We start from the raw sequence: 23,867 nt of genomic DNA on the forward strand, positions 1-23,867 counted from the left end.
GACCCCTTTGATCTCGTATTAAGTTTCAACCTGGGGCTGAATCCCAATTCTTTTTTTACCCTTCAAACGATAACTCTCACCCGATATTTGTACCACATGACAGTGATGTAATAGCCGATCTAACATCGCAGCGGTCAACGTGACATCATCCGCAAATGACTTAGACCATTGGCTAAAGGGTAAGTTACTCGTCAATATCGTACTGCCTTTTTCATAACGCTTGGCAATCACGTTAAAGAACAGATTCGCTTCTTCACGTCCAAATGGTAAATAACCAATTTCATCGATAATCAGTAACTTTGGTCCCAGTACCGCACGCTGCATATAGGTTTTCAATTTACCTTGCTGATAGGCTGTACTCAGTTGCAGCATTAAATCCGCTGCGGTAATGAACTTGATCTTAATGTTGTTCATGATGGCCTTATAGCCTAATGCCATAGATAAGTGCGTTTTTCCTACTCCGCTAGCCCCCAGAAACACCACATTTTCTGCTCTAGCAATAAAGCTCAGATTGAACAGTTCAATCACCTGTGATTTAGGGGCCCCTAGGGCATAATTAAAATCATAGTCTTCCAGGGTTTTGACTTGAGGCAGGCCTGAGAGTTTCATCAGTACCTGCTGACTGCGCTGTTGCCTGGCAGCATATTCATGCGTCAAGATTGCTTCAACAAAGTCGGCATAACTTCCATCCTGACCTAATGTTTGTTGTGCATGATGTGACCATTGTGATGCGATGGCAGGCAGATTGAGCTTTTGGCAAAGCTGCTCTATACGGTCGTATTGCAGATTCATCAGGAAACTCCTAGCAACTGATCATATACCGATAAGGGATGCTGCAAACTCTCGTAGGGCATGACATGCTGTGCTGCTGCAACAGGTACAGTGCCAGAACCTGTATCTGATTGCGGTAATGGCGTAAATTTTTGCTGCTCCTGTTGCAGTCGAACAGCCGGTTTTTCTTGCGTGGTGGCATGAATCCGCTGATTGGCGGTTTCATGCAGCCACCGGCCAATGTGGGCATTGGCGACATCAACATTTAACAGTAAACCCGAAGTCTTCAGGCTTGCTTTCAATGGCACAATAAAGCTTGATTTGAGGTATCCATTAAAGCGTTCAACTTTGCCTTTGGTCTGTGCACGGTAGGGCTTACATACGCGAGGACGAAAGCTGTATTTCTTGGCGCAGTCGAGCAGTTTGGGGTTCCATTTATGCTGCCCCTCCTGATAGACATCCCGTTCAATCATGATCGTTTTAGCGTTATCAAACAGGATTTCTTGAGGTACTCCTGCAAAGAACTGAAATGCATTTTCTAGACCATCGATCCATGCATCGGTACGTTCATGATCATAAAATTTCACGAAAGTCGCTCTGGAATACCCTAATGTTGCGACAAAGGCTTTCAGGTGGTGTTTCAAAAAGTATGCTGAAACAAAGCAGGTTGAATTTTGATAAAATAGAGAAATGCGAATAACTCTAGAAATCAAATGTCCAACCTGCCTCAGTGACAGTATAAAGAAAAATGGCATCAAAGTAGATGGGAAACAAAACTATCAGTGCAAAGACTGTAAACGTCAGTTTATTGGTGACCATGCTCTGAGCTATCTAGGATGTAATTCAGGCATTACTCGAAAAATATTACAGTTGATGGTCAGAGGTAGTGGTATACGAGATATCGCTGAAGTTGAGCGAATCAGTATCGGTAAAGTTTTACGTACTTTAACCGAATCGACCTACCAAATTCAGCCTAAACAAAGTCATTATGAGTCTCTTGAAGTTGATGAGTTTTGGACTTTCGTGGGAAATAAAAATAATAAACAATGGCTTATTTACGCCTACCATCGAGAAACAGGTGAGATTGTTGCTTATGTTTGGGGTAAAAGAGACTTAGCTACAGTTCAACGATTGAAGACAAAGCTTAAACAATTAGGTATTCACTACACCCGAATTGCAAGTGATCATTGGGACAGTTTCATCACTGCTTTTAAAAACTGCAAGCAAAGTATTGGTAAATTTTTTACTGTAGGTATTGAAGGTAATAATTGCAAAATAAGGCATCGAATTAGGCGCGGTTTTAGAAGGAGTTGTAATTTTTCAAAAAAGATTGAAAACCATTTTAAAGCTTTCGACTTAACCTTTTTTTACATCAATAATGGCTTCATTTAATGTCAGCATACTTTTTGAAACACCACCGGCTTTCAAAGTCGTGTTGTTGCGTCGAATCGTGGTGAAATCCACCTGCATTTGTTGGCCAGGTTGGGTTTCAAAACGAATGATCGGTTCCGGTTTAGCAACTGGTTTTAATGTTGCGAGATATTCCCTCAAGATCCTGATCTTTCCTGGATATCCCAACCTTAAAATTTCCTGGTAGAGCACAACAGCAGGAATCCATTCAGGATGAGCTGCGTTTACACGTTTGAGTAAATAGGGTTTATATGGATCAAGAATACTTGTTCTAGGTTGTGTACGCCGATACTGAGGTGTTTCCTTCTGCCGTAAATATTTACGTACGGTATTTCGGGACACCCCCAGTTCACGACTAATGGCTTTAATAGATTTACCTTGCTGATGAAGTATTTGGATTGTCACTGCTTGCTCCAAAGTTAACATGTTGAGCAGTCCAAAATGACCGCTATATTAACCAAGGGGGTCAGTTTTTAAATGCCGTTAGGGGGTCATTTTTACACTGCCGCTAACAACGGTCTATTTATCTTTCATGCTTCACCGAATCGAACTGTAGAAATTCTAGCCCAACCACCTAATACCAAAGATTATATTGTTGTTAAAACTATTAATTCTTCAATAGTTTCTTCTAGAAAAGACCCTGTAAAAGTACCTTTACCTAAAAGTATAGAGCAATATCAACAGAAAAAAGTTACCACTACTTCAAAAGGGATAGTGAAAACTTTATTTAAAATTATAGATAGTAAAGAGAAAATCCTGATAAATTTCCCAGTAACCTCTCGTCCTAAAGGAAGTCAAAAGTCATTTGAGCGTAATTCAAATGAACAGGGCATTGTAGAAGTCCTATCTTCACCTAATCGAGATATTGAAATTTTGGTTTTAACTTCGAATGATGAATTTACTTTAAAAAGTTCTATTAACTCTGGGAATGGATCCCAAATACCAATAATAATTAAACTAGATGAACCTTATGAAAATTTTAAAAGTCTCTCAAATTTCAAAATAGTAGACAGGTTAGGAAATGACTACAATATTGAAAATACTAAAATTGAAATCTTGTATTTAGAAAGTGGAATAAAGAAAGTTTCAAATACTTCTAATGGAAAATTTTCACTTCAAAGTATGGTTGGAGAAAAAGTAAAGATTACAGTATTTAAACCAGATGGAAAGCCTTTAGAAGCCAATAATTATTACTCTAAAAGAATGAAAGAAGATTCTAATAAATTGGAATTAGATGTGGATATAACAGGAGGCCAAACCTCAGTAAATAAACCCGAAATAGAAAAGGACTTAAAAGTTAATGAATGTGCCTGTAATAGAGATATTATGGAAGAAGAATTCAAAAAAGTAACAACTAGTGTTACAGCTATAAGCTTTCTTAAATATTTAAATCAACAGTTTAAGAAACTTAATATGAATAACTGTTTGGAAAAAGCCCATTTTATAGCACATACACTGCATGAAACTGCAAGTTGTTCTCTAATGGAAGAAGGATTAGCTGGTAAATCTGAAAGTGAAGTTTATGATGGTTATAAAGGAAGGGGATTAATACAAATAACTTATAAAACTAATTATGAGTCATATGGGTTGGCAGTGAATGAAAATTTTTTAGGAAATAATAGGCATAGAATTGCTAGAGAAAAACAACATGCTGTAGGTTCTGCAGTTTGGTATTGGCATCATTCTAAAGCTGGTAATTTAACTCCTCATGCAATAGACTTCCGTCATAAATCAAAAAACGTACAATTTATTTGATCTTAGATTAATCAGCAAAATTATTTAATTCAAGAGATAATCCTTGGATGAAATTCAAAGATATTCAAAAATTATCAAACGTTAAGTTTCGTAGGCTTACCGGTGTTAGTTGGGCTACATTTAACCTCATGTTGGCCGAGCTAAATAAGCATTTACCTCGTCATATTGGTAAAGGACGACCGCATAAATTACCGTTGGAAGATCGTTTGCTCTTATGTATAGAATATTGGAGAGAATATCGAACATTTTTCCATCTTGGTATGAGTTACGGTGTATCTGAAACGAGTGCAATTCGTATCACACGTGTTATTGAAGATACCTTAATCCGTTCTGGAAAATTCAACTTGCCAAAACAACTTCCTAATCGAGATGAAGTGGATTGGGAAGTTGTTGTGATTGATGCCACTGAAATATTAGTTCAACGTCCAAAAAAAACAGAAGAAATGGTATAGCGGTAAAAAAAAGCGACATACCTTTAAATTTCAGCTATCTATGCACTATATAACAGGTGAAATACTGAGTGTATGTGGAAGTCATGGAAGCATGCATGATTTTAAAATATTTAAAAAAAGCATGAGGAAATTAAAATTTAAGCCCTTTTTTATCGTTGATAAGGGTTATTTAGGGATAAAGAAATTGGGTTTTGGATGCCTCATGCCATCTAAAGCAAAGAAAACTGAAAAACTAGATTCTGAATTAAAAAAGTTAAATAAAGAGATTGGTCGTAGACGAATTCAAGTAGAGCATGTATTTGGAAGGATGAAATGTTTTAAGATTTTATCTTGTGTATATAGAAATCGTCGTAAAAGATTAAACCTGCGGTTTAATTTACTTGCTGGCATATACAATTTAGATTGGGTGAAAGATAAACAATTAAATTGATTGAAAAATGATTTATGAAGGAAGTCTAATTAATAATGATCTAATAGCAACTTGTGCATTAATTAACGGAGGATATAATGGATTTGATGATAGAGAAAAATATCATAAAAGAGCTATAGCAGCTTTTAATATAAAGAAATGTAGAAACTTAGATAAAAAAGTAGTAGCTAATCTTGATTATTATACAAAATTTGAAAATAGTTATATTTATGCTAATAAAATAGGAGAAAGTTTTGGGTGGGGGTTATGGAATGATCCTAAGGGATATAAAAAAGGAAAATTAAAAAGTGCTGAAGAAGCCAAAAAAGGATATCAGAGATTTCTAGAAATGAGTAAAGATAAAGAGTTTCCTTTTGGATATACTAAAGATAAAAAAGGTAATAAAGTTAGTAGAAAGAGATATGGTTACACTGCAAATTCTGCAAAATTCTTAGCTAAAAAGAGAATAAAAGAATTATGAAGAAAATTATCGCCATATTTTTTGCTCTAACTTCATGTTCAAATGTTCAATCTAATGAAAAATACTATTGCTTGGCAAGCGATAATAAATCAATTCTATTAGTTTCTAGTCGTTATCCCGAAATTGATTCTATAAAATATTATCCCTATTTAAAAAATATTAAAATTTCAAAACCTATAAAAGAAAAAAGTATTGATATGGGAGATAATGCTAAACCAGAAATTTATAGAACCATGAATGAAATGATTAATGGAAAAATAACAGGGAAATATACTTTCATGTCGCAAGGTTATCTTCTTTATAATGTGGAATATTTTAGTTTAAAAACTAAGAAAAAAACTTTCTTTGAAAAAAATGATTTAAGAATTAAAGGTATAAATTGTATTTAATTAAGATATGCAATTGATGATAGTAAATGGCTTTGTTGCATAAAGATTTTAAAGATAGAGCTTTCCTAAGTTGTTTAAATTTAAGTGACAACTTGGGTGTGAGGTCGGCCGAGCTCCGTAAGAGACTGTAAATAAAACTGTGTAAACGCTTAAACTATCCCTCAACGCTGTTGGGGGGCAACACAGGTGTTTACCATGAAAGATGAAGCAATGCTGGCATTGGCAAAAGAATTTGCTAAGAACTTAAAAACAGAAGCTGACCTGAATAATTTCAGTAAAGCTTTAAAGAAACTCACCGTTGAAACTGCACTCAATGCTGAACTGACTGAACATTTAGGCTATGAGAAGAATAGTCCTCGTATAGGCAAAAATACACGTAATGGCTATACAACCAAACGGCTATTTACTGATGATGGTGAATTTGAACTAGACACGCCTAGAGATCGTGATGGCACTTTTGAGCCCCAGCTGATCAAGAAGAGTCAAACCCGTATCACACAAATGGATAGCCAAATCCTATCCCTATACGCCAAAGGCATGACGACACGAGATATCGTTGCCACATTCAAGGAAATGTACGATGCGGACGTCTCCCCAACGCTTATTTCCAAAGTGACGGATGCAGTTAAAGAACAAGTAATAGAATGGCAAAATCGACCATTGGATGCCCTTTATCCTATTGTCTATATGGATTGTATCGTCGTGAAAGTGCGTCAAGATAGTACGATTATTAACAAAGCGGTGTATCTGGCATTAGGTGTCAATACAGACGGACAGAAAGACTTATTAGGTATGTGGATGTCAGAAAACGAAGGTTCTAAATTTTGGCTCTCAGTCCTTACAGAACTGAAAAATCGTGGGTTAAAGGATATTCTGATTGCCTGCGTAGATGGACTGAAGGGCTTTCCTGATGCAATCAATACAATTTACCCTGATACGCATATTCAGTTGTGTATCATCCACATGGTACGCAACAACCTTAAATATGTGAGTTGGAAAGACTACAAAGCTGTCACAGCCGATTTAAAAAAGATATATCAAGCTGTTACAGAAGACGCAGCCTTACAGGCTTTAGATGAATTTGGACAAAAATGGGATGAGAAGTATCCTCAAATCAGCAAGTCATGGCTTGCCAACTGGTCGAATCTAAACACGTTTTTCGCTTATTCTATGGATATTCGCAAAGCGATTTACACGACGAATGCGATTGAATCATTGAACAGCGTTATCCGCCATGCAACCAAGAAAAGAAAAATCTTCCCAACTGATGATTCCGTGAAAAAGGTGGTATATTTAGCAATTATGGCAGCAAGCAAAAAATGGACGATGCCTATTCAGAATTGGAAAGCTGCCATGAATCGCTTTAGTATCATGTTTGAAGAGCGTGTAACCAAGTATTTTTAAAACTGTATTTACACAGAATTATTTACACCCTCCTCCGTAAACTTATTTAAGATGGCCACACGTGCATGAATCTCGTTGACTTGGCTATCAAAATTCCGAGCACTGAGCTTATCGCCTAATAATTTGATGCAGTGCATCTTGGTTTCTACCAGACTTCGCTGATGGTAGCCCGACCATTTTTTCCATAGTGTCCTGCCTAAACGTTTAACAGTGCGAAGTAATTCATTTCGCTCTAGCGAATGAACTTTTGTATCTTTCCAAGGCTTCGCATTTTTTCTGGGTGGAATAATCGCATGGGCATTTCGATCTGTGATCAACTGGCGACACCGCTTTGTGTCATAAGCACCATCGGTATAAACGGAGTCAATATGCTCATCTTGAGGAATCTGATCGAGTAAATCACCAAGTACTTGTGAATCACTGACATTATTTGTCGTAAGCTGAACGGCACGTATTTGCAGTGTTTCAGCATCTATACCAATATGCAGTTTACGCCATTGCCGACGGTATTCAGGCTGATGCTTCTTACGCTTCCATTCGCCTTCACCTAAAAATTTTAAACCCGTAGAGTCGACGAGTAGATGTAACCCATCACGACTTTTCTGGTAGTTAATTTGAATATCAATATACTTTTGTCTTCTACAAAGCGTCGTGAAGTCTGGTGCTGTCCAATCTAATCCGCAAAGTTTAATTAAGCTTTGAACAAAACCAGTAACCATGCGTAAAGTGAGTCTAAATAGAGATTTGATCATCAAACAGCATTGAATCGCTATGTCGGAGTAGGTTTGACTTCGACCTTGTTTGCCTTGAGGTTCTGCATACCATTGTGTTTTTGGATCGAACCAAATGGCAATATTCCCACGATTAATGAGAGCTCGGTTATATGCGGGCCAATTGGTTGTGCGGTAGATTTTGTGTGTAGGCTTCTTCATTTGGAAATTATATTGCCGAAGGAGTCCTTAAGAACAGCTTTGTGCAACAAAGCCATAGTAAATTAAAAAGATTAGGGCTAATTGATATCAATTAGCCCTATTATTTACCCTTCCAAAACCTCTTCCAGCAACTCCTCACTTGGTGCAAAGTAATACGCACCATCCATTGGAGTCACGAAGTGTAGCAAGCGGTCATGGATCCCATCGCCTGATGTACCAAACATGCGTACTAACATGGCATCAATGATTTTCAGGTCTTTGGTATAAGCAATGAAGAATAGACCTTGGTCACCACGACCATCTCCATAAGGCAGAGAGTGACGTAGAATTTCCATTTCCTCGCCTTCCTCATCTTCAACAACAGTACGAGCGATATGCGCATTGGCAGGTTTTACCTCATCCTCGAGTTCAATCGATTCAAGTTTGGTACGACCCATGACTTGTTCTTGAGCATCGACTTTGAGTTTCTTCCATTTATCCAGGTTATGCGCATAACGCTGCGCAAAAATAAATGAACCGTCTTGGAAAATACCAGCATCTTCACCCAGTAAAGCCACTTCAGCACGATCATCCGGAAATTGTGGATTTTCAGTCCCATCGATGAAACCGGTAATATCACGGCCATCAAAGTAACGGAAGCAAACACGCTCATCTAATACTTCAACCTGATCGCGAATACCTTCGAAGAAAGACTGACTCAAGGCGAAACAGATATCGGCACGCGCACTGGCAATATGAATCAGTACATCCGCAGGAACCACTGGCATATCAAACGAACCTTGAATCGGCTCAAGTTGTTTAAAGCCTGCAGCAGCCTGGTCATAAAGTTTTGACCAGAGTTCAGGACCAAAAGCCACGCCTGTTTTAATCTGCGCATTAGGATGTTGAGTAATCAGACGATCGCGTGTCGTAAATAATTGTTCTAATTGCTCTTTGAAATCTTCAATGCTGAGATCTTTAAGACGTAAAACAATAAAGCGAGCATGATCTGAAGGTAATGGCAAAATTACAGATTGGGCTGTCATTCATGGCTCCTGTAATAAATTTCTGTATCCAATCCTGCTATTGTGCCTGAAGCGCTATAGAGTGAATAGTATGCAGTCTGATGTTTAAGCAATTTTTTTGGCTGAAAATATTGGAAAAGTCATATAATTAGATCCTGAATTTGAATGAGTTAAATCTCCATGTCCTATCAAGTCTGGTTTGCTTATATGTTAGCCTGTTGGGTGATCAGTATTTCCCCAGGCGCGGGTGCTATTGCTTCAATGTCGAGCGGACTGAATTATGGCTTTCGACATGGATACTGGAATGCGCTCGGTTTGCAATTCGCCCTATTGGTTCAAATTGCCATTGTGGCTGCCGGGGCAGGAGTATTGTTCACGACTACACCTTGGGCATTTCTTGCAGTGAAATGGTTTGGGGTTGCCTATTTATTGTATCTGGCCTTTTTGCAGTGGAAAGCACCGGCGCAGTCGATTGAAATTAAACATGAACTCGCACGAAAATCAGCTGGGAAACTCGTCATTCACGGTTTTCTGGTCAATATGAGTAATCCCAAGGCAATTGTATTTTTGCTGGCAGTATTGCCGCAATTTCTGGACTTATCTAAACCGCAATGGATTCAGTATGTGATTATGGCCGCGACTATGGTAACGATTGATCTGATTGTGATGGCAGGTTATACCGGTCTGGCTGCCAAGGTTTTGCGTCTTCTGAAATCGCCAAAACAGCAGAAAGTCATGAATCGAACTTTTGCCAGCTTGTTCGCCGGAGCTGCGTTTTTATTGAGTCTAGTGCATCAGTAAGGAGACCTCTCCTTAAAGGAGAGGCAATTCAACGATCTCTTAAAGAATCATCTGTAAAAATTCATCTTCAGTCATGACCTCAATATCATGCTGTTTAAACAATGCAGCCGTCACGCCATCACCCTGAATTTTATTTTCAGTAAATGAACCATCATAAATCAGCTTGCTGCCGCAAGATGGACTATTGGCTTTTAAGACTGCATGGGTGACTTGAAATTTCTGTGCTAGCTCCAAGGCAGCATAAGCTCCCTGTATAAAAGCAGTAGATACATCCTGTCCTTGAATATCTGTTACTTGAGCTAAACTTTTAAGAACTTCTAATCCTGTACCGCCTTGAATTTCTGCTGAGGGCCGGGGGATAGGCAAACCACCACTGACTTCAGGGCAAATCGTGACATATTGATCTGGTAGCAAATGATCGACCAACTCTTTTACCAGACAGTCGCGGCCATCATAACGGACCTTGTGTCCGAGCAAGCAGGCACTAATTAGATAAAATTTGCCTGCCATGTCTTAAGCCAGTTTTTTAAACTTCTGCAGGATAAAAATAGCAGCAAACAACACTGACATGGTCAGCACAATGGTTAGACCTGTTGACGTATTCAGACCTGCACTTGACCAGAGTCCGACTGTCACACCAATTTGTGCAATCACAAAAGCCCAGATCACCATTTGACGAGGAGAATTTGCCAGTAGGCGAGCAGTGAGTGCAGGAATCACCAGCAATGCACCCATCAAGAGTGAACCGACCGCACGTAATGCCAATACAGTAAACAATGCCAATAACAGCATAAAGATCAGACGTTGCAGTTTTGCATTCACCCCTTCACTGATCGCCATATCAGGATCAATGGCAATCTGGATCTGTGCCTGCCAGCTTTTATAAATCACAGCCAGTGCAACAATAATCACCACAGCAAAAGTCGGTAAATCATTCCAGGAAATCGTCAGCAAATCACCGAACAGATAACTCAGCAGTTCTGGTCTTAAACTTGGTAAATGTTGAATGAACAATAAGCCAGAACATAATAGGGTTGCTGAACATAATGCTAACAACGCGTCATTTGGGAGACGTGGGTCATGAAGTACCCATAAAATCGCCACCAATAGTAAGGCGATTAAGGTGACACCAGTCCATAATGGCAAACTGAGTGCACCTGCAATGGCCACACCCAATAAAGTGCCATGTGCCATCGTGTCAGCAAAGAAAGACATACGGCGCCATAACATCAGACAGCCGAGTGGTGCGGTCAGGAACACCAAAAGTGTTCCCATAATCCATGCAGGTAATAGGAGAGATAACCAATCCATCATGGCTTAAGCTTCCGGCTCGGGGTGAATGTGGGGGCGTGAATCGTGCTGGCATGGTGTGGCTGAATCACCATGCGCACAATGGTCATGATGATGCTGGTAGAACACCCGGTTGGTACCAAAAATGGCTTGATATTCTGGATGCTGCTGTACGCTTTCTGGCAGGCCGCTACAGCAGATATGTTTATTCAGGCATACCACACGATGCGTACCTTGCATCACCCATTGCAGGTCATGTGATACCATTAAAATGGCACAGCCATATTTTTCCGGCAGGCTACGCACATATTCATACAGTTCAGCTTCGGATTGAATATCCAGTCCCTGCATCGGTTCATCCAGTACCAGAATATCCGGCTGACGTAATAAGGCACGTGCTAGCAGAACACGTTGACGTTCACCGCCGGAAAGCTGTTGTACTTTAGAATTTTCCAGTTTGGCAATACCGGTATCACGGATAATTTCAGCTTTAATAGCTGAAGGGCATTTTTCTAACGCCAACAGATCTTTGACACGTAGCGGTAAACTATGTGAAGGATTGAATTTCTGTGGCACATAAGAGAATTTCAGCTTGCGCGCCGTTTTGATTTCACCGGATTTCGGTTTGACGATCCCAAGCATGACCTTTATTAAGGTCGACTTACCGGCACCGTTCGGACCAATCAGCGTAACAATCTCTTTCTCCTGCAAAGAGAAATCAATGGCCTTTAAAATGTCACGATCATCAATATTGACCCAAATCTTGGAAAGCTGGATCAAGGGTGATGCATTCAAGCTTTGTTGCGACACTGCTGACAGATTCCTGAAATTTCGATAATGCTGTGGTGTGCACTAAAATCGTCTGAAGCCGCCAAGGCATCCAGTTGTTCTAATAAACCTTGTGCAGATGCTTCTTTTACGGCTTTACATTCAGTACAAATCAAGAATGCCGCCTGATGGCCTTCACGCGGATGGCAGCAGGGAATATAGGCATTAATAGAGGTCAGGCGGTGAATAAAGCCTTTTTCTAATAAAAAGTCGAGTGTACGGTACACCGTTGGTGGGGCAGCAGGACGGTCGCTGGCATTTTTCATTTGTGCCAGCAGATCATACGCACCCATCGGGCCGCTTGCATTCAGAATCAGTTCCAGTACCTCTTTGCGTAAAGGAGTGAGGCGTGCGCCACTTGCCGCACAAAGACTCTCTGCTTCGGCCAGACGCTGCGCGACATTTGGATGGTCGTGTACGCCGTGCAATGCATTGTGGTGTTCGTGCGAACATGAACCCATAGTTCACCTCAGGTGCGAAACTGAAAATTAAAAGATTTCAAATCTTAACATGAAGCGTCCAGAGTTTCGATTGGGCATAGGTATTTTTGTAATTTTGTTATATTATAACACTATCAAATTTGTCCTTATATAGCGATTTCTCTTCATGTTCCGTTTCCTTGCCCTGTGTAGCCTGACTTTGTTCAGCACCCTAAGCTGGTCGCAAAGTCTAGTGGTTTCAACGCAGCCGATTTATCTGATTGCCAAGTCCATTACTCAAGGCGTGGAACAGCCGACTTTATTATTGGCCAATCAAAGCGGTCATGATGTCAGCCTGACCCCAGCACACCGTAAAACAATTCAGGATGCTGGTCTGATGATCTGGTTAGGGCAGGCACATGAAGCACCGTTGGCAAAAGTATTGAACAATAACAATAAAAGTATCGCGATTTTAGATTCGGGTATTCTGACCATTTTGCCAATGCGTAATCCACGTGGGCAAGCCTTAAAAGATACTGTCGATACCCATGTCTGGCTCGATCCCAATAATGCGGTACGTATCGGTTTCTTTATTGCAGCCTTACGTTCTCAGCAGCTGCCTGAGCATCGGGAAGCCTATTGGAAAAATGCGCGTGACTTTGCCCAAACCATGTTTTTGACTGCACAGCGTTATAATTCTACAAGTAAAGCTAAACCTTATTGGTCCTATCATGATGCCTATCAATATCTGGAACGCCCATTGAACCTGAAGTTCATGGGGGCTTTGACGGATGATCCACATGTGTCACCAACCGTGGCGCAGATCAAGTATCTGCAAGACAGTCGTGTGCAGAGCAAAATGTGTCTGCTGGCAGAAGCACATGCTGGTGAAAATCAGTACCGTAAACTGAAACCGATTGTGTTCCAGAGGGTCGATGAAAGCATGAGTGGGGCAGGGGACTTTATCCAGGCCTGGCAGAAATTGGCCGAGCAAACCCGTAAATGTGTGTTAAATGCCCATCAATGATTTAAAAATAATCAAGTTTTGATTAGTTTGCCAGCATTTGATCTGTTGAAAAAAACACGACTAAGGTCGGGAAAAGATTGCATGTTCAGGGGTGTAACTCTATAATGCCTGCGATTAAAAATAATCATCAGCTAAACTTGTCAAGCATGCTTGCTGTGAGTGAATAAATAATGAGCCGAACTAGTCGCTTGATTGACCGACGATTAGCGAAAGCTTTAGTCCTCTTACAAGCATTAATGATTCCTGTTTCAGCCTTGATTGGCTGGGTCGTGAAAGACTCAACCTTAGCCTTGAGTGCCGCTTTGGGGGCGTTCGTCTGCTGGCTTGCGAGTTGTTATTTTTCATGGCAATCATTTCGAGCGGCAGGAGCCCGGGCATCTAAGCAGGTTCTTTCGAACATGTATAAAGGCCTGATGGGCAAGTTTGCAATTGTGATTGTTGGTTTCATTTTAATTTTAAGCAATGTCAAGCCGTTATCCCCGGTTGCGTTGTTTTGTGGTTTTATGCTCGTTCAAGCCATGTCGTGGGTCGCTCCTTTTTGGGTGTCACGTCTACAAAAACGAGTTTAAACACAACAAAAAATTGAAAAGTTTTTTTAGGAGCAGGCGAGATATCAAGCAGCACGCGATATTCGTTTGTTCTATAGTTTTTTGACATTGACCAGGTGTGATTTATGGCTGCTGAAGAACATGCCCTTACTTCGACCGAGTATATCAAGCATCACTTGACCAATATGACCTATGGCAAAATGCCAGACGGTACATGGAAATTGGCCGAGAATGGTGCTGAAGCTCAACAGATGGGGTTCACTGCTATTCACTTGGATTCAATGGGTTGGTCAATCGGCCTCGGTATCATTTTCTGCTTGTTATTCTGGCTCGTAGCGAAAGCTGCAAACTCTGGTGTTCCTACCAAGTTCCAGTCTGCAATCGAAATGATTATCGAGTTTGTTGACTCAAGTGTACGCGATACCTTCCATGGTAAATCGCGTTTGATCGCTCCACTAGCGCTAACCATCTTCGTGTGGATTTTCCTCATGAACTTGATGGACCTTATCCCGGTTGACTGGATTCCTTATGTCGCTCAACACGTGATTGGTGGCCTGTTTGGTATTGATCCACACCACGTATACTTCAAGATCGTTCCATCTACTGACCCTAACATTACCCTTGGTATGTCATTGTCTGTATTTGCACTTATCTTGTTCTACAGCATCCGTGAAAAAGGTGTTGGCGGCTTCGTTGGTGAACTAGCACTTAACCCATTTAACCCAAGTAACCCAGTTGCAAAAGCGATTCTTATTCCAGTGAACTTGATTCTGGAATTGGTAACCTTCCTTGCACGTCCAGTTTCATTGGCTCTACGACTATTCGGTAACATGTATGCGGGTGAGTTAATCTTCATTCTTATCGCGTTATTACCGTTCTGGATCCAGTGGGCGTTATCTGTGCCTTGGGCGATCTTCCACATTCTTGTTATTACGCTACAAGCATTCATTTTCATGATGCTGACTATCGTATACTTGAGCATGGCAAGCGAAAAGCATTAATGGTATTGCCTAACTGTCACGGGATGGTTGGGCACAATTTTTTAACTTAATTTGGTATAAACCTAACCTCTGAGGAATTATCATGGAACTCACTTTAGGTCTAGTTGCAATTGCATCTGCTATCTTGATCGCTTTCGGTGCTTTAGGTACTGCGATTGGTTTTGGTCTTCTAGGCGGCCGTTTCCTTGAAGCTGTAGCTCGTCAACCAGAATTGGCTCCACAACTTCAAACTCGTATGTTCTTAATCGCGGGTCTTCTTGATGCTGTGCCTATGATCGGTGTTGGTATTGGCTTGTTCTTCATCTTCGCTAATCCATTTGTAGGTTAATCAGCTTAATTCCGAAATTCACTATTTGAGGAATTTGCAATGAATATCAACCTCACATTGTTTGGCCAAGCGATTGCGTTTGCGATTTTCGTCGCATTCTGCATGAAGTTTGTATGGCCACCACTAATCAATGCGATTAGTGAACGTCAGCGTAAAATCGCTGATGGCTTAAATGCTGCTGAAAAAGCGAAGGCTGACCTTGCAGATGCGCAAGCACAAGTGAAAGCTGAACTGGACGCGGCAAAAGCACAAGCGGCTCAATTGATCGAACAAGCGAACCGTCGTGCAGCGCAATTGGTCGAAGAAGCTCGTACTCAAGCGTCAGCTGAAGGTGAGCGTATTCGTCAACAAGCTAAAGAAGCTGTTGATACTGAAATCAATGCTGCTCGCGAAGAATTACGTCAACAAGTGGCTGCTCTTGCAGTTGCTGGTGCTGAGAAAATTCTTAGCCAGCAAGTTGACGCAGAAGCTCACAATGCCATGCTGACTCAGCTGGCTGCTAAACTTTAAGAGAGGCGGATTATGGCTGAACTCTTGACGTTGGCACGCCCTTACGCTAAAGCAGCATTTGCTTACGCTTCTGAGCAAGGTACAGCTGACTCTTGGTCAACTGCACTTGAATTGCTCAGTGCTGCGGTGCAAGACGAAGCATTTTCAGCTTATCTAAATCGCCCTGAGTTGACACCTGCTGAGCAGGTGGCACTTTTTGCTAAAGTTTTAGGCGAAGACCAAACGCCTGCAGTGTCAAACTTTTTGACTATGCTTGCTGAAAACGCACGTTTGGCTTTGCTTCCTGAAATCGCTGCAGAATATGAACAGCTCAAATCACAGAATAACAATACTGTGGATGTTGTAATTGAATCAGCATTCCCATTGACTTCTGTACAGGAACAACTTCTTACTCATGCGTTAGAGAAAAAATTCAATGCCGCAGTAAATGTTTCTGTAGAAGTTAACCCGGCGTTAATCGCGGGTGTGGTTATTCGTGCAGGCGACCAAGTGATAGATGATTCTGCGCTTAATAAGCTTGAAAAAATGCGTACTCGTCTTCTAGCTTAATTGCAATAAGAAGACTGAACTTTAAAAAGATTGAGGTATAGCGCAATGCAACAACTGAATCCATCCGAGATCAGTGCGCTCATTAAACAGCGTATCGGCGATCTGGACACCAGCGCGACCGCTAAAAACGAAGGTACCATTGTTATGGTATCCGACGGTATTGTGCGCATTCACGGCCTTGCTGATGCAATGTACGGTGAAATGATCGAATTCGACGGCGGCTTATACGGTATGGCACTGAACCTAGAACAGGATTCAGTGGGCGTCGTTGTTTTAGGTAACTACTTAAGCCTTCAAGAAGGTCAAAAAGCTCGTTGTACCGGTCGTGTATTAGAAGTTCCGGTTGGTCCTGAACTTCTTGGCCGTGTCGTAGACGCTTTGGGTAACCCAATTGATGGTAAAGGCCCTATTGATGCAAAACTTTCTGATGCTGTTGAAAAAGTAGCACCAGGCGTAATTTGGCGTCAATCAGTGGATCAACCTGTACAAACTGGTTATAAATCAGTAGATACAATGATCCCAGTAGGCCGTGGTCAACGTGAGTTGATCATTGGTGACCGTCAGACTGGTAAAACAGCTATGGCGATCGACGCGATCATCGCTCAGAAAAACTCTGGTATTAAATGTATCTATGTTGCAGTTGGTCAAAAACAATCAACTATCGCAAACGTAGTACGTAAGCTAGAAGAAACTGGCGCTATGGCGTATACAACTGTTGTAGCAGCAGCTGCAGCCGATCCAGCAGCAATGCTGTTCTTGGCACCATACTCTGGCTGTACAATGGGTGAATACTTCCGTGACCGCGGTGAAGACGCTCTGATCATCTATGATGACTTGTCTAAACAAGCTGTTGCGTATCGTCAAATTTCATTGCTTCTTCGTCGTCCACCAGGTCGTGAAGCTTATCCAGGTGACGTGTTCTATCTACATTCACGTCTACTTGAACGTGCTTCTCGTGTATCTGCTGACTACGTTGAGAAATTCACTAACGGTGAAGTTAAAGGCCAAACTGGTTCATTAACTGCATTGCCGATTATTGAAACTCAAGCAGGTGACGTATCTGCATTCGTACCGACCAACGTAATTTCGATTACTGATGGTCAGATCTTCCTTGAAACATCATTGTTCAACGCAGGTATTCGTCCTGCTGTGAACGCGGGTATCTCTGTATCTCGTGTTGGTGGTTCTGCGCAGACTAAAGTCATCAAGAAATTGTCTGGTGGTATCCGTACTGCACTTGCACAGTACCGTGAATTGGCAGCGTTTGCTCAGTTCGCTTCTGACCTTGACGAAGCAACTCGTAAACAGCTTGAACACGGTCAACGCGTAACTGAGTTGATGAAGCAAAAACAATATGCTCCATACTCAATCGCTGACCAAGCTGTATCAGTTTATGCATCTAACGAAGGCTACATGGCTGACGTAGAAGTTAAGAAAATCGTAGACTTTGATGCTGCGTTAATTGCTTACTTCCGTTCAGAACACGCTGCATTAATGCAAAAAATTGACGAGACTGGTGCTTGGGATAAAGATATCGAAGCTGAATTCAAAGCTGGTATTGAAAAATTCAAAGCGACTCAAACTTACTAATTTAGCAACTTGCTAGATTTGTGTTGGTTTGGTTCACGGAATCAACCTTCGAGGGCTCGTAAGGGCCTTCGAATACTAGGTTAAGCGTATGGCAAATTTAAAAGAAATTCGCGCCAAAGTAGCTAGTATCAAAAGCACGCAGAAAATTACTCGCGCGATGCAGATGGTAGCAGCTTCTAAGATGCGTCGTGCGCAAGAGCGCATGGCTCAAGGCCGTCCGTATGCCGAAAATATGCACCGTGTAATTGCTCATTTGGTACAAGCGAATCCTGAATATAAACACCGTTATATGGTTGAACGTCCTGTTAAGCGCGTTGGCTATATCATTGTGTCTTCAGATCGTGGCCTTGCTGGTGGTTTGAACATTAACCTGTTCAAGAAAGTGGTAAAACACGTTCAGCAGCAACAAGAGCAGTCAATTGAAGTTCAATTTGCTTTGATTGGTCAAAAAGCGGTTTCGTTTTTTAAAAACTACGGCGGTAAAGTGCTTGGTGCGACCACTCAAGTGGGCGACACTCCAAGTCTTGAACAGTTATCTGGTTCTGTACAGGTGATGTTAGACGCTTATGATAAAGGCGAATTAGATCGTATTTATCTGGTTTCTAACGGCTTTGTCAACGCCATGACTCAAAACCAAAAGATCGAACAGCTTGTTCCTTTGGCAGCTGCTGAAGAAGACAAGACGCTTAACCGTCAATACGGTTGGGACTACATCTACGAGCCTGAAGCTGAAGAGCTTTTAAATGGCTTGTTGGTTCGTTACATCGAGTCTGTGGTGTATCAAGGTGTGATCGAAAACATCGCGTGTGAGCAGTCTGCTCGTATGGTTGCAATGAAAGCTGCAACTGATAATGCGGGTGAATTGATCAAGAACCTGCAACTTATTTATAACAAGCTGCGTCAAGCCGCGATTACTCAGGAAATTTCTGAGATCGTTGGTGGTGCCGCTGCCGTTTAACATATATTAGTTTGAATTGAGGAGACAGCAATGAGTAGCGGTCGTATCATTCAGATCATCGGCGCGGTTATCGACGTCGAGTTTGAACGTAACAGCGTTCCTAAGATCTATGACGCTCTCCAAGTTGACGGTACTGAAACTACTTTAGAAGTTCAGCAACAACTTGGTGATGGCGTAGTTCGTACTATTGCAATGGGTTCTACTGAAGGCCTTAAGCGTGGTTTGAACGTAACTAACACTAACGCTCCGATCTCTGTACCAGTAGGTACAGCGACTCTTGGCCGTATCATGGACGTTCTTGGTCGCCCGATCGACGAAGCTGGTCCTGTTGCGACTGAAGAGCGTTTACCAATTCACCGTCAAGCGCCTTCTTATGCAGAACAAGCGGCTTCTACTGACCTTCTAGAAACTGGTATTAAAGTCATCGACTTACTATGCCCGTTCGCGAAAGGTGGTAAAGTTGGTCTGTTCGGTGGTGCCGGTGTTGGTAAAACTGTAAACATGATGGAGTTGATCAACAACATCGCGAAAGCTCACTCAGGTTTATCTGTGTTTGCTGGCGTTGGTGAGCGTACCCGTGAAGGTAATGACTTCTATCACGAGATGAAAGACTCTAACGTTCTAGACAAAGTAGCAATGGTCTACGGTCAGATGAACGAGCCACCAGGTAACCGTTTACGCGTAGCGTTGACTGGTCTGACTATGGCTGAGTACTTCCGTGATCAAAAAGACGAAAACGGTAAAGGCCGTGACGTACTATTGTTCGTCGACAACATCTATCGTTATACACTAGCAGGTACTGAAGTATCAGCACTTCTAGGCCGTATGCCATCTGCAGTAGGTTACCAACCGACTCTTGCAGAAGAGATGGGTGTTCTTCAAGAACGTATTACATCGACTAAGTCTGGTTCTATTACGTCAATCCAAGCGGTATACGTACCTGCCGATGACTTAACTGACCCATCGCCTGCAACTACGTTCGCTCACTTGGACGCAACTGTTGTATTGAGCCGTGACATCGCTTCTCAAGGTATTTACCCTGCGATCGATCCACTTGACTCTACTTCACGTCAGCTAGATCCACTTGTAGTTGGTACTGAGCATTACGAAATCGCTCGTTCAGTTCAAAACGTTCTTCAACGTTATAAAGAATTGAAAGACATTATCGCAATTCTTGGTATGGACGAATTGTCAGAAGAAGACAAACTTACTGTATACCGTGCACGTAAGATCCAACGTTTCTTCTCTCAACCGTTCCACGTAGCTGAAGTGTTTACTGGTGCTCCTGGTAAACTTGTACCGCTTAAAGAAACGATTCGTGGCTTTAAAGGTCTTCTAGCTGGTGAATACGATCACATCCCAGAACAAGCGTTCTACATGGTTGGTGGTATTGACGAAGTGATTGCTAAAGCTGAGAAACTTTAATTAGTTCCCTAATTTAGGAGATTCTCATGGCGACTATGCAATGTGACGTTGTAAGTGTTCAAGAGTCTTTGTACTCAGGCACTGTAACTATGCTAATTGCTAAAGGTGCTGGCGGTGAGTTAGGTATTATGCCTGGTCACGCTCCGCTGGTAACTTTGCTCCAACCTGGCGCGATCCGCGTTATTTTGGAAAACGGTACAGAAGAATTAATCTATGTATCTGGTGGTGTTCTAGAAGTTCAACCGCATGTTGTTACGGTTCTTGCTGATACAGCAGTCCGTGCAGAAAACTTGGATGAAGCTGCAATTATTGAAGCGCGTAAACACGCTGAACAATTGCTAGCAAATCAAAAGAGCGATTTGGACTCTGCTGCTGCTTTGGCTGCTCTTGCAGAAACTGCTGCTCAGCTGGAAACGATCCGCAAAATCAAAAACCGTGCAATGTAATTGCTGGTTTAAGATTGAAGAGACCACCCGAAAGGGTGGTTTTTTTATACATATAAAAACTATTTTGCTCATGCATGCTTTATAAATATTTTGAAAAAAATTACCAAATTTTAGCTTTATGAATAATTATTTTAAGAAAACTATATAACCCCAATTTGTACCACTCGATATAACTTTTACCTGCGCTGCGTAATCTTTTGAACCAATCTGTAAGCAAAGTCATAGTCAGAAAAAAACAATGCTAAGTTGATATGGCGTCTTTAAGCTTTCCAGATTTATTCAGTAAAAAGCTTCACGGTTCTACTACCTCTGTCACGACGCGAATCACGTTGTTATCCATTTATAAAAATTGAATTGGCCAAGCAGGGATCTAATTATGAGTTATCAATCCGTTAACCCGTTTAACAACCAGAAATTAAAAGATTATCCGTCACATACTGATCAAGATATCCAGAATGCCTTGGATACTGCAGAAAAAATTCTAAAGTCAGAATGGTCACAGCAGGTTGATACCCGTATTGCAGTACTGCGTAAATTGGCTACCAACATGCGAGCGCAAAAAGCTGAACTGGCCAAGCTTATGACCCAGGATATGGGGAAACTGATTAAGCAAAGTGAAGGTGAAATCGAAACCTGCGCCAAAATTGCAGAATACTATGCTGATCATGCCAAAGAGTTTTTAGCGCCAGTTTCTTATAAAACGGAACTGGGAGAAGCTTGGGTAGAACATCATCCCTTAGGCATTATTATGGCGGTAGAACCCTGGAACTTCCCATTCTATCAATTGATGCGTGTCTTTGCCCCCAACTGCGCAATTGGTAACCCTGTGGTAGCCAAGCATGCCAGCATCGTTCCGCAATGTGCTGAAGCCTTTGAACGGTTGATTCTTGATGCAGGCGCACCGAAAGGTGTGTGGACTAATCTGTTTATCAGTAGTGATCAGGTCGCAGATATTATCGCAGATCCACGTGTACAAGGCGTTGCTCTTACGGGATCAGAAGGTGCAGGGCGTGCAGTAGCGGGGCAGGCCGGTAAACATGTCACCAAATCCACATTAGAATTGGGTGGTAATGATGTATTCATTGTGCTGGATGATGCTGATCTGGAAAAAGCGATCAAAATTGGCTGTCAGGCACGCGTTAATAACACGGGGCAAGTTTGTACAGCAGCTAAACGTTTTATCCTGCATGAGAAAATTGCAGAACAATTTAAAGCGGGCATGCTCGAGGTCTTTGAAGGCTTAAAAATTGGTGATCCATTGGATTCTGAAACTACTCTTGGCCCACTGTCTTCAGCAGATGCGTTGGAAAAACTGACTAAGCAGGTGGATAAAGCTGTAGAGAATGGCGCGAAAGTTTTGACTGGTGGTAAGCCTTATGAACATGAAGGTAATTTCTATCAGCCAACTATTCTGGAAAATATCAGCCGTGATAATCCGGCTTGGTATGAAGAATTCTTTGGCCCGGTCGCTCAAATTTATGTGGCAAAAGATGAAGATGAAATTGTATCGATTGCCAATGATTCCAATTATGGTCTCGGAGGCGTGATTCATTCACAAAATATTGAGCGGGCGAAAAAGCTGGCTTCACGTGTAGAAACCGGCATGATCTGGATTAACTGGTATACCGACACTGCGCCAGAGCTACCATTTGGCGGGATCAAAAATTCAGGTTATGGTCATGAACTTTCAATTGATGGTTTCAAAGAATTTGTGCAGAAACGATTGGTAGTGGTGAAAAGCCCAAAAAAATAATATTGAATTTTTAAAATAAAGAAGCCACTTAAACAGTGGCTTCTTTTTGAACGAGATATCAACGTAAATCAGGTGTTTTCTGGTTCAGCTTCTGATGAAGCGTCTTTATCTGGGTTTTGAATCAGTATGCCTGCCAGTTTAAGCATTTCAGCTTGCACACTGACCATCTGGCTTTCAATTTTCTTTAAATCAACCCGGCTGAAATCGACTTGGCCATTCAGTAAAGGAGAAGCTAGAACCTGTTGATTGGCACTCATGATATTGCTACGTACCTGATCAATTTCCTGACTTTTTAAATTCAGTTCACTTAAGGCCTGATTAAAGCCTGTCAACTGTTGTTGTAACTTGCCTGCTGTAGCTTGCAGTTGCTGGGTATCTTTAGTATCTACCGCAGTTTGCAGATCAGTTTGGGTCTGCTTTAACTGTTCAACATAACTGCCTGCCTTGAATTGCAGATCAGCCACATCACGCACCATATAAAACATATTGCCAGACTTCAGCTCTGTTTGCGCAGTCGTCGTGCGATCACTTTGCTGTGCAGGTTCAAGATCAGTAGAAAGAGTACTTTGTTCTTGCTCGACCGGTGCTTCGGTCGCCTGTTCACAGCCCATTAATAAAATGCCTGAGCTAAATAATGCAAAAGGAAGAAGAGCATTTACAAGAATCTTGGACATGAAATCGTGGTCTCGGTGCAGGTGGTTCTAAGGCATGACTATAAGAATAAAATGTGGAGATAAAAAAGATTGTTGCAAAGTAATAACAAATATTTTGAATACAAATGATTAAGACATTAAAAAAGAGTGCCGAAGCACTCTTTTTTCACCGAGGAGGATAAAACTTATCCTGCAATAATTTTGATAATGTTATGGCTCATCACATTGGTCAGGATATAGTCACCATTCACTTTGATCCATTGCTGGTTTTTACCAGGTTTGCTGAGTCTTTTGTATTTGCTGTGGTCTACCTTGTACACTTTGCTCTGAAACTGAGCCGGTACTTTTTGACCTACACGCCAATCGCGTGAAGGATCTACTTTCTTATGTACCTGTTTATGCTGTTGATCGTGTGCAGGGGCTTTATGCTGTGCATGCTGCTGAACATGCGTTTTTTGTGGCTGATGGTGTTGCGAGTGATGCTCTGGAGCTGCAGCAAAAGCTGAAGTCGCCACAAGTGCACTAGATAATGAAAATATGACTGCTTTTACTAAGTTTTTCATGTTTTGAACCTATCGTTATCTCTCTTGGGATAACTGCATATTAGGCTCAACTCATTGATAAATATGGAATGAATTGTTGTAGAAAAATAAAAATTAAGTGTAAATCATGGAGATTTTAGAGCTACGTAAATATGGTTTTAAGTATTTGATTTTAATATAAAGAATAAGTAT

At 41.4% G+C, this 23,867-nt stretch carries 27 protein-coding genes and 3 pseudogenes; 19 read left to right on the forward strand and 11 right to left on the reverse strand.

Going from position 1 to position 23,867, the window contains the following annotated elements; all coding sequences use genetic code 11:
- Positions 1 to 18: 18 nt before the first annotated feature.
- Complete coding sequence (gene istB, locus C3F22_RS15465) at positions 19 to 792, reverse strand: IS21-like element ISAba8 family helper ATPase IstB (RefSeq protein ID WP_075167882.1); 774 nt, start codon at positions 790 to 792, stop codon at positions 19 to 21.
- Positions 792 to 1,403, reverse strand: a pseudogene (istA, locus tag C3F22_RS15470) (IS21-like element ISAba8 family transposase); the annotation flags it as partial. The pseudogene istA and the gene istB, both read right to left, overlap by 1 nt.
- Positions 1,404 to 1,461: 58 nt before the next feature.
- Between istA and C3F22_RS15475 the strand changes: the two are divergent.
- On the forward strand, positions 1,462 to 2,163 hold the full coding sequence (locus C3F22_RS15475; protein ID WP_001223318.1) for an IS1-like element ISPa14 family transposase: 702 nt from the start codon (positions 1,462 to 1,464) through the stop codon (positions 2,161 to 2,163).
- A gap of 27 nt (positions 2,164 to 2,190) precedes the next feature.
- Here C3F22_RS15475 and C3F22_RS15480 read toward each other — a convergent pair.
- Positions 2,191 to 2,607 (reverse strand): annotated as a pseudogene (locus C3F22_RS15480) (helix-turn-helix domain-containing protein); the annotation flags it as partial.
- A 51-nt stretch (positions 2,608 to 2,658) separates the two neighbouring features.
- On the opposite strand from C3F22_RS15480, the gene C3F22_RS18305 reads away from it, so the two are divergent.
- The 6 genes and pseudogenes from C3F22_RS18305 (at position 2,659) to C3F22_RS15510 (ending at position 7,071) form a co-directional block, all read left to right on the forward strand.
- Positions 2,659 to 3,936 carry a glycoside hydrolase family 19 protein gene (locus tag C3F22_RS18305; RefSeq protein ID WP_158651684.1) on the forward strand — a complete coding sequence of 426 codons (1,278 nt, stop codon included), beginning with the start codon at positions 2,659 to 2,661 and terminating at the stop codon, positions 3,934 to 3,936.
- Positions 3,937 to 3,983: 47 nt separating this feature from the next.
- Positions 3,984 to 4,388 carry a transposase family protein gene (locus tag C3F22_RS15490; protein ID WP_000669095.1) on the forward strand — a complete coding sequence of 135 codons (405 nt, stop codon included), beginning with the start codon at positions 3,984 to 3,986 and terminating at the stop codon, positions 4,386 to 4,388.
- A 37-nt stretch (positions 4,389 to 4,425) separates the two neighbouring features.
- Positions 4,426 to 4,818: pseudogene (locus C3F22_RS15495) on the forward strand (transposase family protein); the annotation flags it as partial.
- A gap of 7 nt (positions 4,819 to 4,825) precedes the next feature.
- On the forward strand, positions 4,826 to 5,278 hold the full coding sequence (locus tag C3F22_RS15500) for a hypothetical protein (protein WP_104426920.1): 453 nt from the start codon (positions 4,826 to 4,828) through the stop codon (positions 5,276 to 5,278).
- Positions 5,275 to 5,667, forward strand: a complete 393-nt coding sequence (locus tag C3F22_RS15505; RefSeq protein WP_104426921.1) for a hypothetical protein — start codon at positions 5,275 to 5,277, stop codon at positions 5,665 to 5,667. The genes C3F22_RS15500 and C3F22_RS15505 overlap by 4 nt, the downstream gene beginning before the upstream one ends.
- Positions 5,668 to 5,862: 195 nt before the next feature.
- Positions 5,863 to 7,071 (forward strand): IS256 family transposase, encoded by a 1,209-nt coding sequence (locus C3F22_RS15510; RefSeq protein ID WP_004672268.1) that lies wholly within the window; start codon positions 5,863 to 5,865, stop codon positions 7,069 to 7,071.
- Between the two features lie 8 nt (positions 7,072 to 7,079).
- On the opposite strand, the gene C3F22_RS15515 is transcribed toward C3F22_RS15510, so the two are convergent.
- The gene (locus C3F22_RS15515; protein WP_104426922.1) at positions 7,080 to 8,003 is read right to left on the reverse strand and encodes an IS5 family transposase; all 924 of its coding nucleotides are present in this window, start codon (positions 8,001 to 8,003) and stop codon (positions 7,080 to 7,082) included.
- 104 nt (positions 8,004 to 8,107) lie between these two features.
- The gene (locus C3F22_RS15520) at positions 8,108 to 9,028 is read right to left on the reverse strand and encodes a Dyp-type peroxidase (protein WP_104426923.1); all 921 of its coding nucleotides are present in this window, start codon (positions 9,026 to 9,028) and stop codon (positions 8,108 to 8,110) included.
- Positions 9,029 to 9,187: 159 nt separating this feature from the next.
- Between C3F22_RS15520 and C3F22_RS15525 the strand changes: the two genes are divergently transcribed.
- Entirely contained in the window at positions 9,188 to 9,808 is a 621-nt protein-coding gene (locus C3F22_RS15525) for a LysE family transporter (RefSeq protein WP_104426924.1), read from the forward strand.
- 39 nt (positions 9,809 to 9,847) lie between these two features.
- On the opposite strand, the gene C3F22_RS15530 is transcribed toward C3F22_RS15525, so the two are convergent.
- Genes C3F22_RS15530 through C3F22_RS15545 form a run of 4 tightly spaced genes read right to left on the reverse strand, consistent with a single transcriptional unit; the run spans position 9,848 to position 12,387 of the window.
- On the reverse strand, positions 9,848 to 10,318 hold the full coding sequence (locus C3F22_RS15530; RefSeq protein ID WP_104426925.1) for a DUF523 domain-containing protein: 471 nt from the start codon (positions 10,316 to 10,318) through the stop codon (positions 9,848 to 9,850).
- A 3-nt stretch (positions 10,319 to 10,321) separates the two neighbouring features.
- Positions 10,322 to 11,122 (reverse strand): zinc ABC transporter permease subunit ZnuB, encoded by an 801-nt coding sequence (gene znuB, locus C3F22_RS15535; RefSeq protein WP_104426926.1) that lies wholly within the window; start codon positions 11,120 to 11,122, stop codon positions 10,322 to 10,324.
- A gap of 3 nt (positions 11,123 to 11,125) precedes the next feature.
- Positions 11,126 to 11,908, reverse strand: a complete 783-nt coding sequence (gene znuC, locus C3F22_RS15540; RefSeq protein ID WP_005233382.1) for a zinc ABC transporter ATP-binding protein ZnuC — start codon at positions 11,906 to 11,908, stop codon at positions 11,126 to 11,128.
- A complete protein-coding gene (locus C3F22_RS15545; RefSeq protein WP_005233384.1) occupies positions 11,890 to 12,387 on the reverse strand; it encodes a transcriptional repressor in 498 nt (165 codons plus the stop codon). Before C3F22_RS15545 ends, znuC begins: the two co-directional genes overlap by 19 nt.
- 145 nt (positions 12,388 to 12,532) lie before the next feature.
- Here C3F22_RS15545 and C3F22_RS15550 point away from each other — a divergent pair, with 145 nt between their 5' ends.
- The 11 genes from C3F22_RS15550 (at position 12,533) to C3F22_RS15600 (ending at position 22,480) form a co-directional block, all read left to right on the forward strand.
- The gene (locus tag C3F22_RS15550) at positions 12,533 to 13,372 is read left to right on the forward strand and encodes a metal ABC transporter solute-binding protein, Zn/Mn family (RefSeq protein WP_104426927.1); all 840 of its coding nucleotides are present in this window, start codon (positions 12,533 to 12,535) and stop codon (positions 13,370 to 13,372) included.
- 170 nt (positions 13,373 to 13,542) lie between these two features.
- A complete protein-coding gene (locus C3F22_RS15555; protein WP_004780700.1) occupies positions 13,543 to 13,941 on the forward strand; it encodes an ATP synthase subunit I in 399 nt (132 codons plus the stop codon).
- A 104-nt stretch (positions 13,942 to 14,045) separates the two neighbouring features.
- Positions 14,046 to 14,921 (forward strand): F0F1 ATP synthase subunit A, encoded by an 876-nt coding sequence (atpB, locus tag C3F22_RS15560; protein WP_004780701.1) that lies wholly within the window; start codon positions 14,046 to 14,048, stop codon positions 14,919 to 14,921.
- A gap of 82 nt (positions 14,922 to 15,003) precedes the next feature.
- A complete protein-coding gene (gene atpE / locus C3F22_RS15565) occupies positions 15,004 to 15,249 on the forward strand; it encodes a F0F1 ATP synthase subunit C (RefSeq protein ID WP_000424060.1) in 246 nt (81 codons plus the stop codon).
- Between the two features lie 39 nt (positions 15,250 to 15,288).
- The gene (locus C3F22_RS15570) at positions 15,289 to 15,759 is read left to right on the forward strand and encodes a F0F1 ATP synthase subunit B (RefSeq protein WP_004780703.1); all 471 of its coding nucleotides are present in this window, start codon (positions 15,289 to 15,291) and stop codon (positions 15,757 to 15,759) included.
- A 12-nt stretch (positions 15,760 to 15,771) separates the two neighbouring features.
- A complete protein-coding gene (locus tag C3F22_RS15575) occupies positions 15,772 to 16,308 on the forward strand; it encodes a F0F1 ATP synthase subunit delta (RefSeq protein ID WP_004780705.1) in 537 nt (178 codons plus the stop codon).
- Positions 16,309 to 16,353: 45 nt separating this feature from the next.
- Positions 16,354 to 17,898 carry a F0F1 ATP synthase subunit alpha gene (gene atpA, locus C3F22_RS15580; RefSeq protein WP_004780707.1) on the forward strand — a complete coding sequence of 515 codons (1,545 nt, stop codon included), beginning with the start codon at positions 16,354 to 16,356 and terminating at the stop codon, positions 17,896 to 17,898.
- An 88-nt stretch (positions 17,899 to 17,986) separates the two neighbouring features.
- Positions 17,987 to 18,856 carry a F0F1 ATP synthase subunit gamma gene (atpG, locus tag C3F22_RS15585; RefSeq protein WP_004780708.1) on the forward strand — a complete coding sequence of 290 codons (870 nt, stop codon included), beginning with the start codon at positions 17,987 to 17,989 and terminating at the stop codon, positions 18,854 to 18,856.
- A gap of 30 nt (positions 18,857 to 18,886) precedes the next feature.
- Positions 18,887 to 20,281, forward strand: coding sequence for a F0F1 ATP synthase subunit beta (gene atpD / locus C3F22_RS15590; RefSeq protein ID WP_004780710.1), 1,395 nt, complete (start codon positions 18,887 to 18,889; stop codon positions 20,279 to 20,281).
- A gap of 26 nt (positions 20,282 to 20,307) precedes the next feature.
- Positions 20,308 to 20,727, forward strand: a complete 420-nt coding sequence (locus C3F22_RS15595) for a F0F1 ATP synthase subunit epsilon (protein ID WP_004780711.1) — start codon at positions 20,308 to 20,310, stop codon at positions 20,725 to 20,727.
- Positions 20,728 to 21,103: 376 nt separating this feature from the next.
- On the forward strand, positions 21,104 to 22,480 hold the full coding sequence (locus tag C3F22_RS15600) for an NAD-dependent succinate-semialdehyde dehydrogenase (RefSeq protein ID WP_104426928.1): 1,377 nt from the start codon (positions 21,104 to 21,106) through the stop codon (positions 22,478 to 22,480).
- A 68-nt stretch (positions 22,481 to 22,548) separates the two neighbouring features.
- On the opposite strand, the gene C3F22_RS15605 is transcribed toward C3F22_RS15600, so the two are convergent.
- Together C3F22_RS15605 and C3F22_RS15610 are read right to left on the reverse strand one after the other, a co-directional pair.
- Complete coding sequence (locus C3F22_RS15605; protein WP_104426929.1) at positions 22,549 to 23,154, reverse strand: primosomal replication protein PriC; 606 nt, start codon at positions 23,152 to 23,154, stop codon at positions 22,549 to 22,551.
- Positions 23,155 to 23,318: 164 nt separating this feature from the next.
- Complete coding sequence (locus C3F22_RS15610; protein ID WP_104426930.1) at positions 23,319 to 23,696, reverse strand: RcnB family protein; 378 nt, start codon at positions 23,694 to 23,696, stop codon at positions 23,319 to 23,321.
- Positions 23,697 to 23,867: the final 171 nt, after the last annotated feature.

It is taken from the genome of Acinetobacter sp. ACNIH1, assembly GCF_002934695.1.
Classification (GTDB): Bacteria; Pseudomonadota; Gammaproteobacteria; order Pseudomonadales; family Moraxellaceae; genus Acinetobacter; species Acinetobacter variabilis.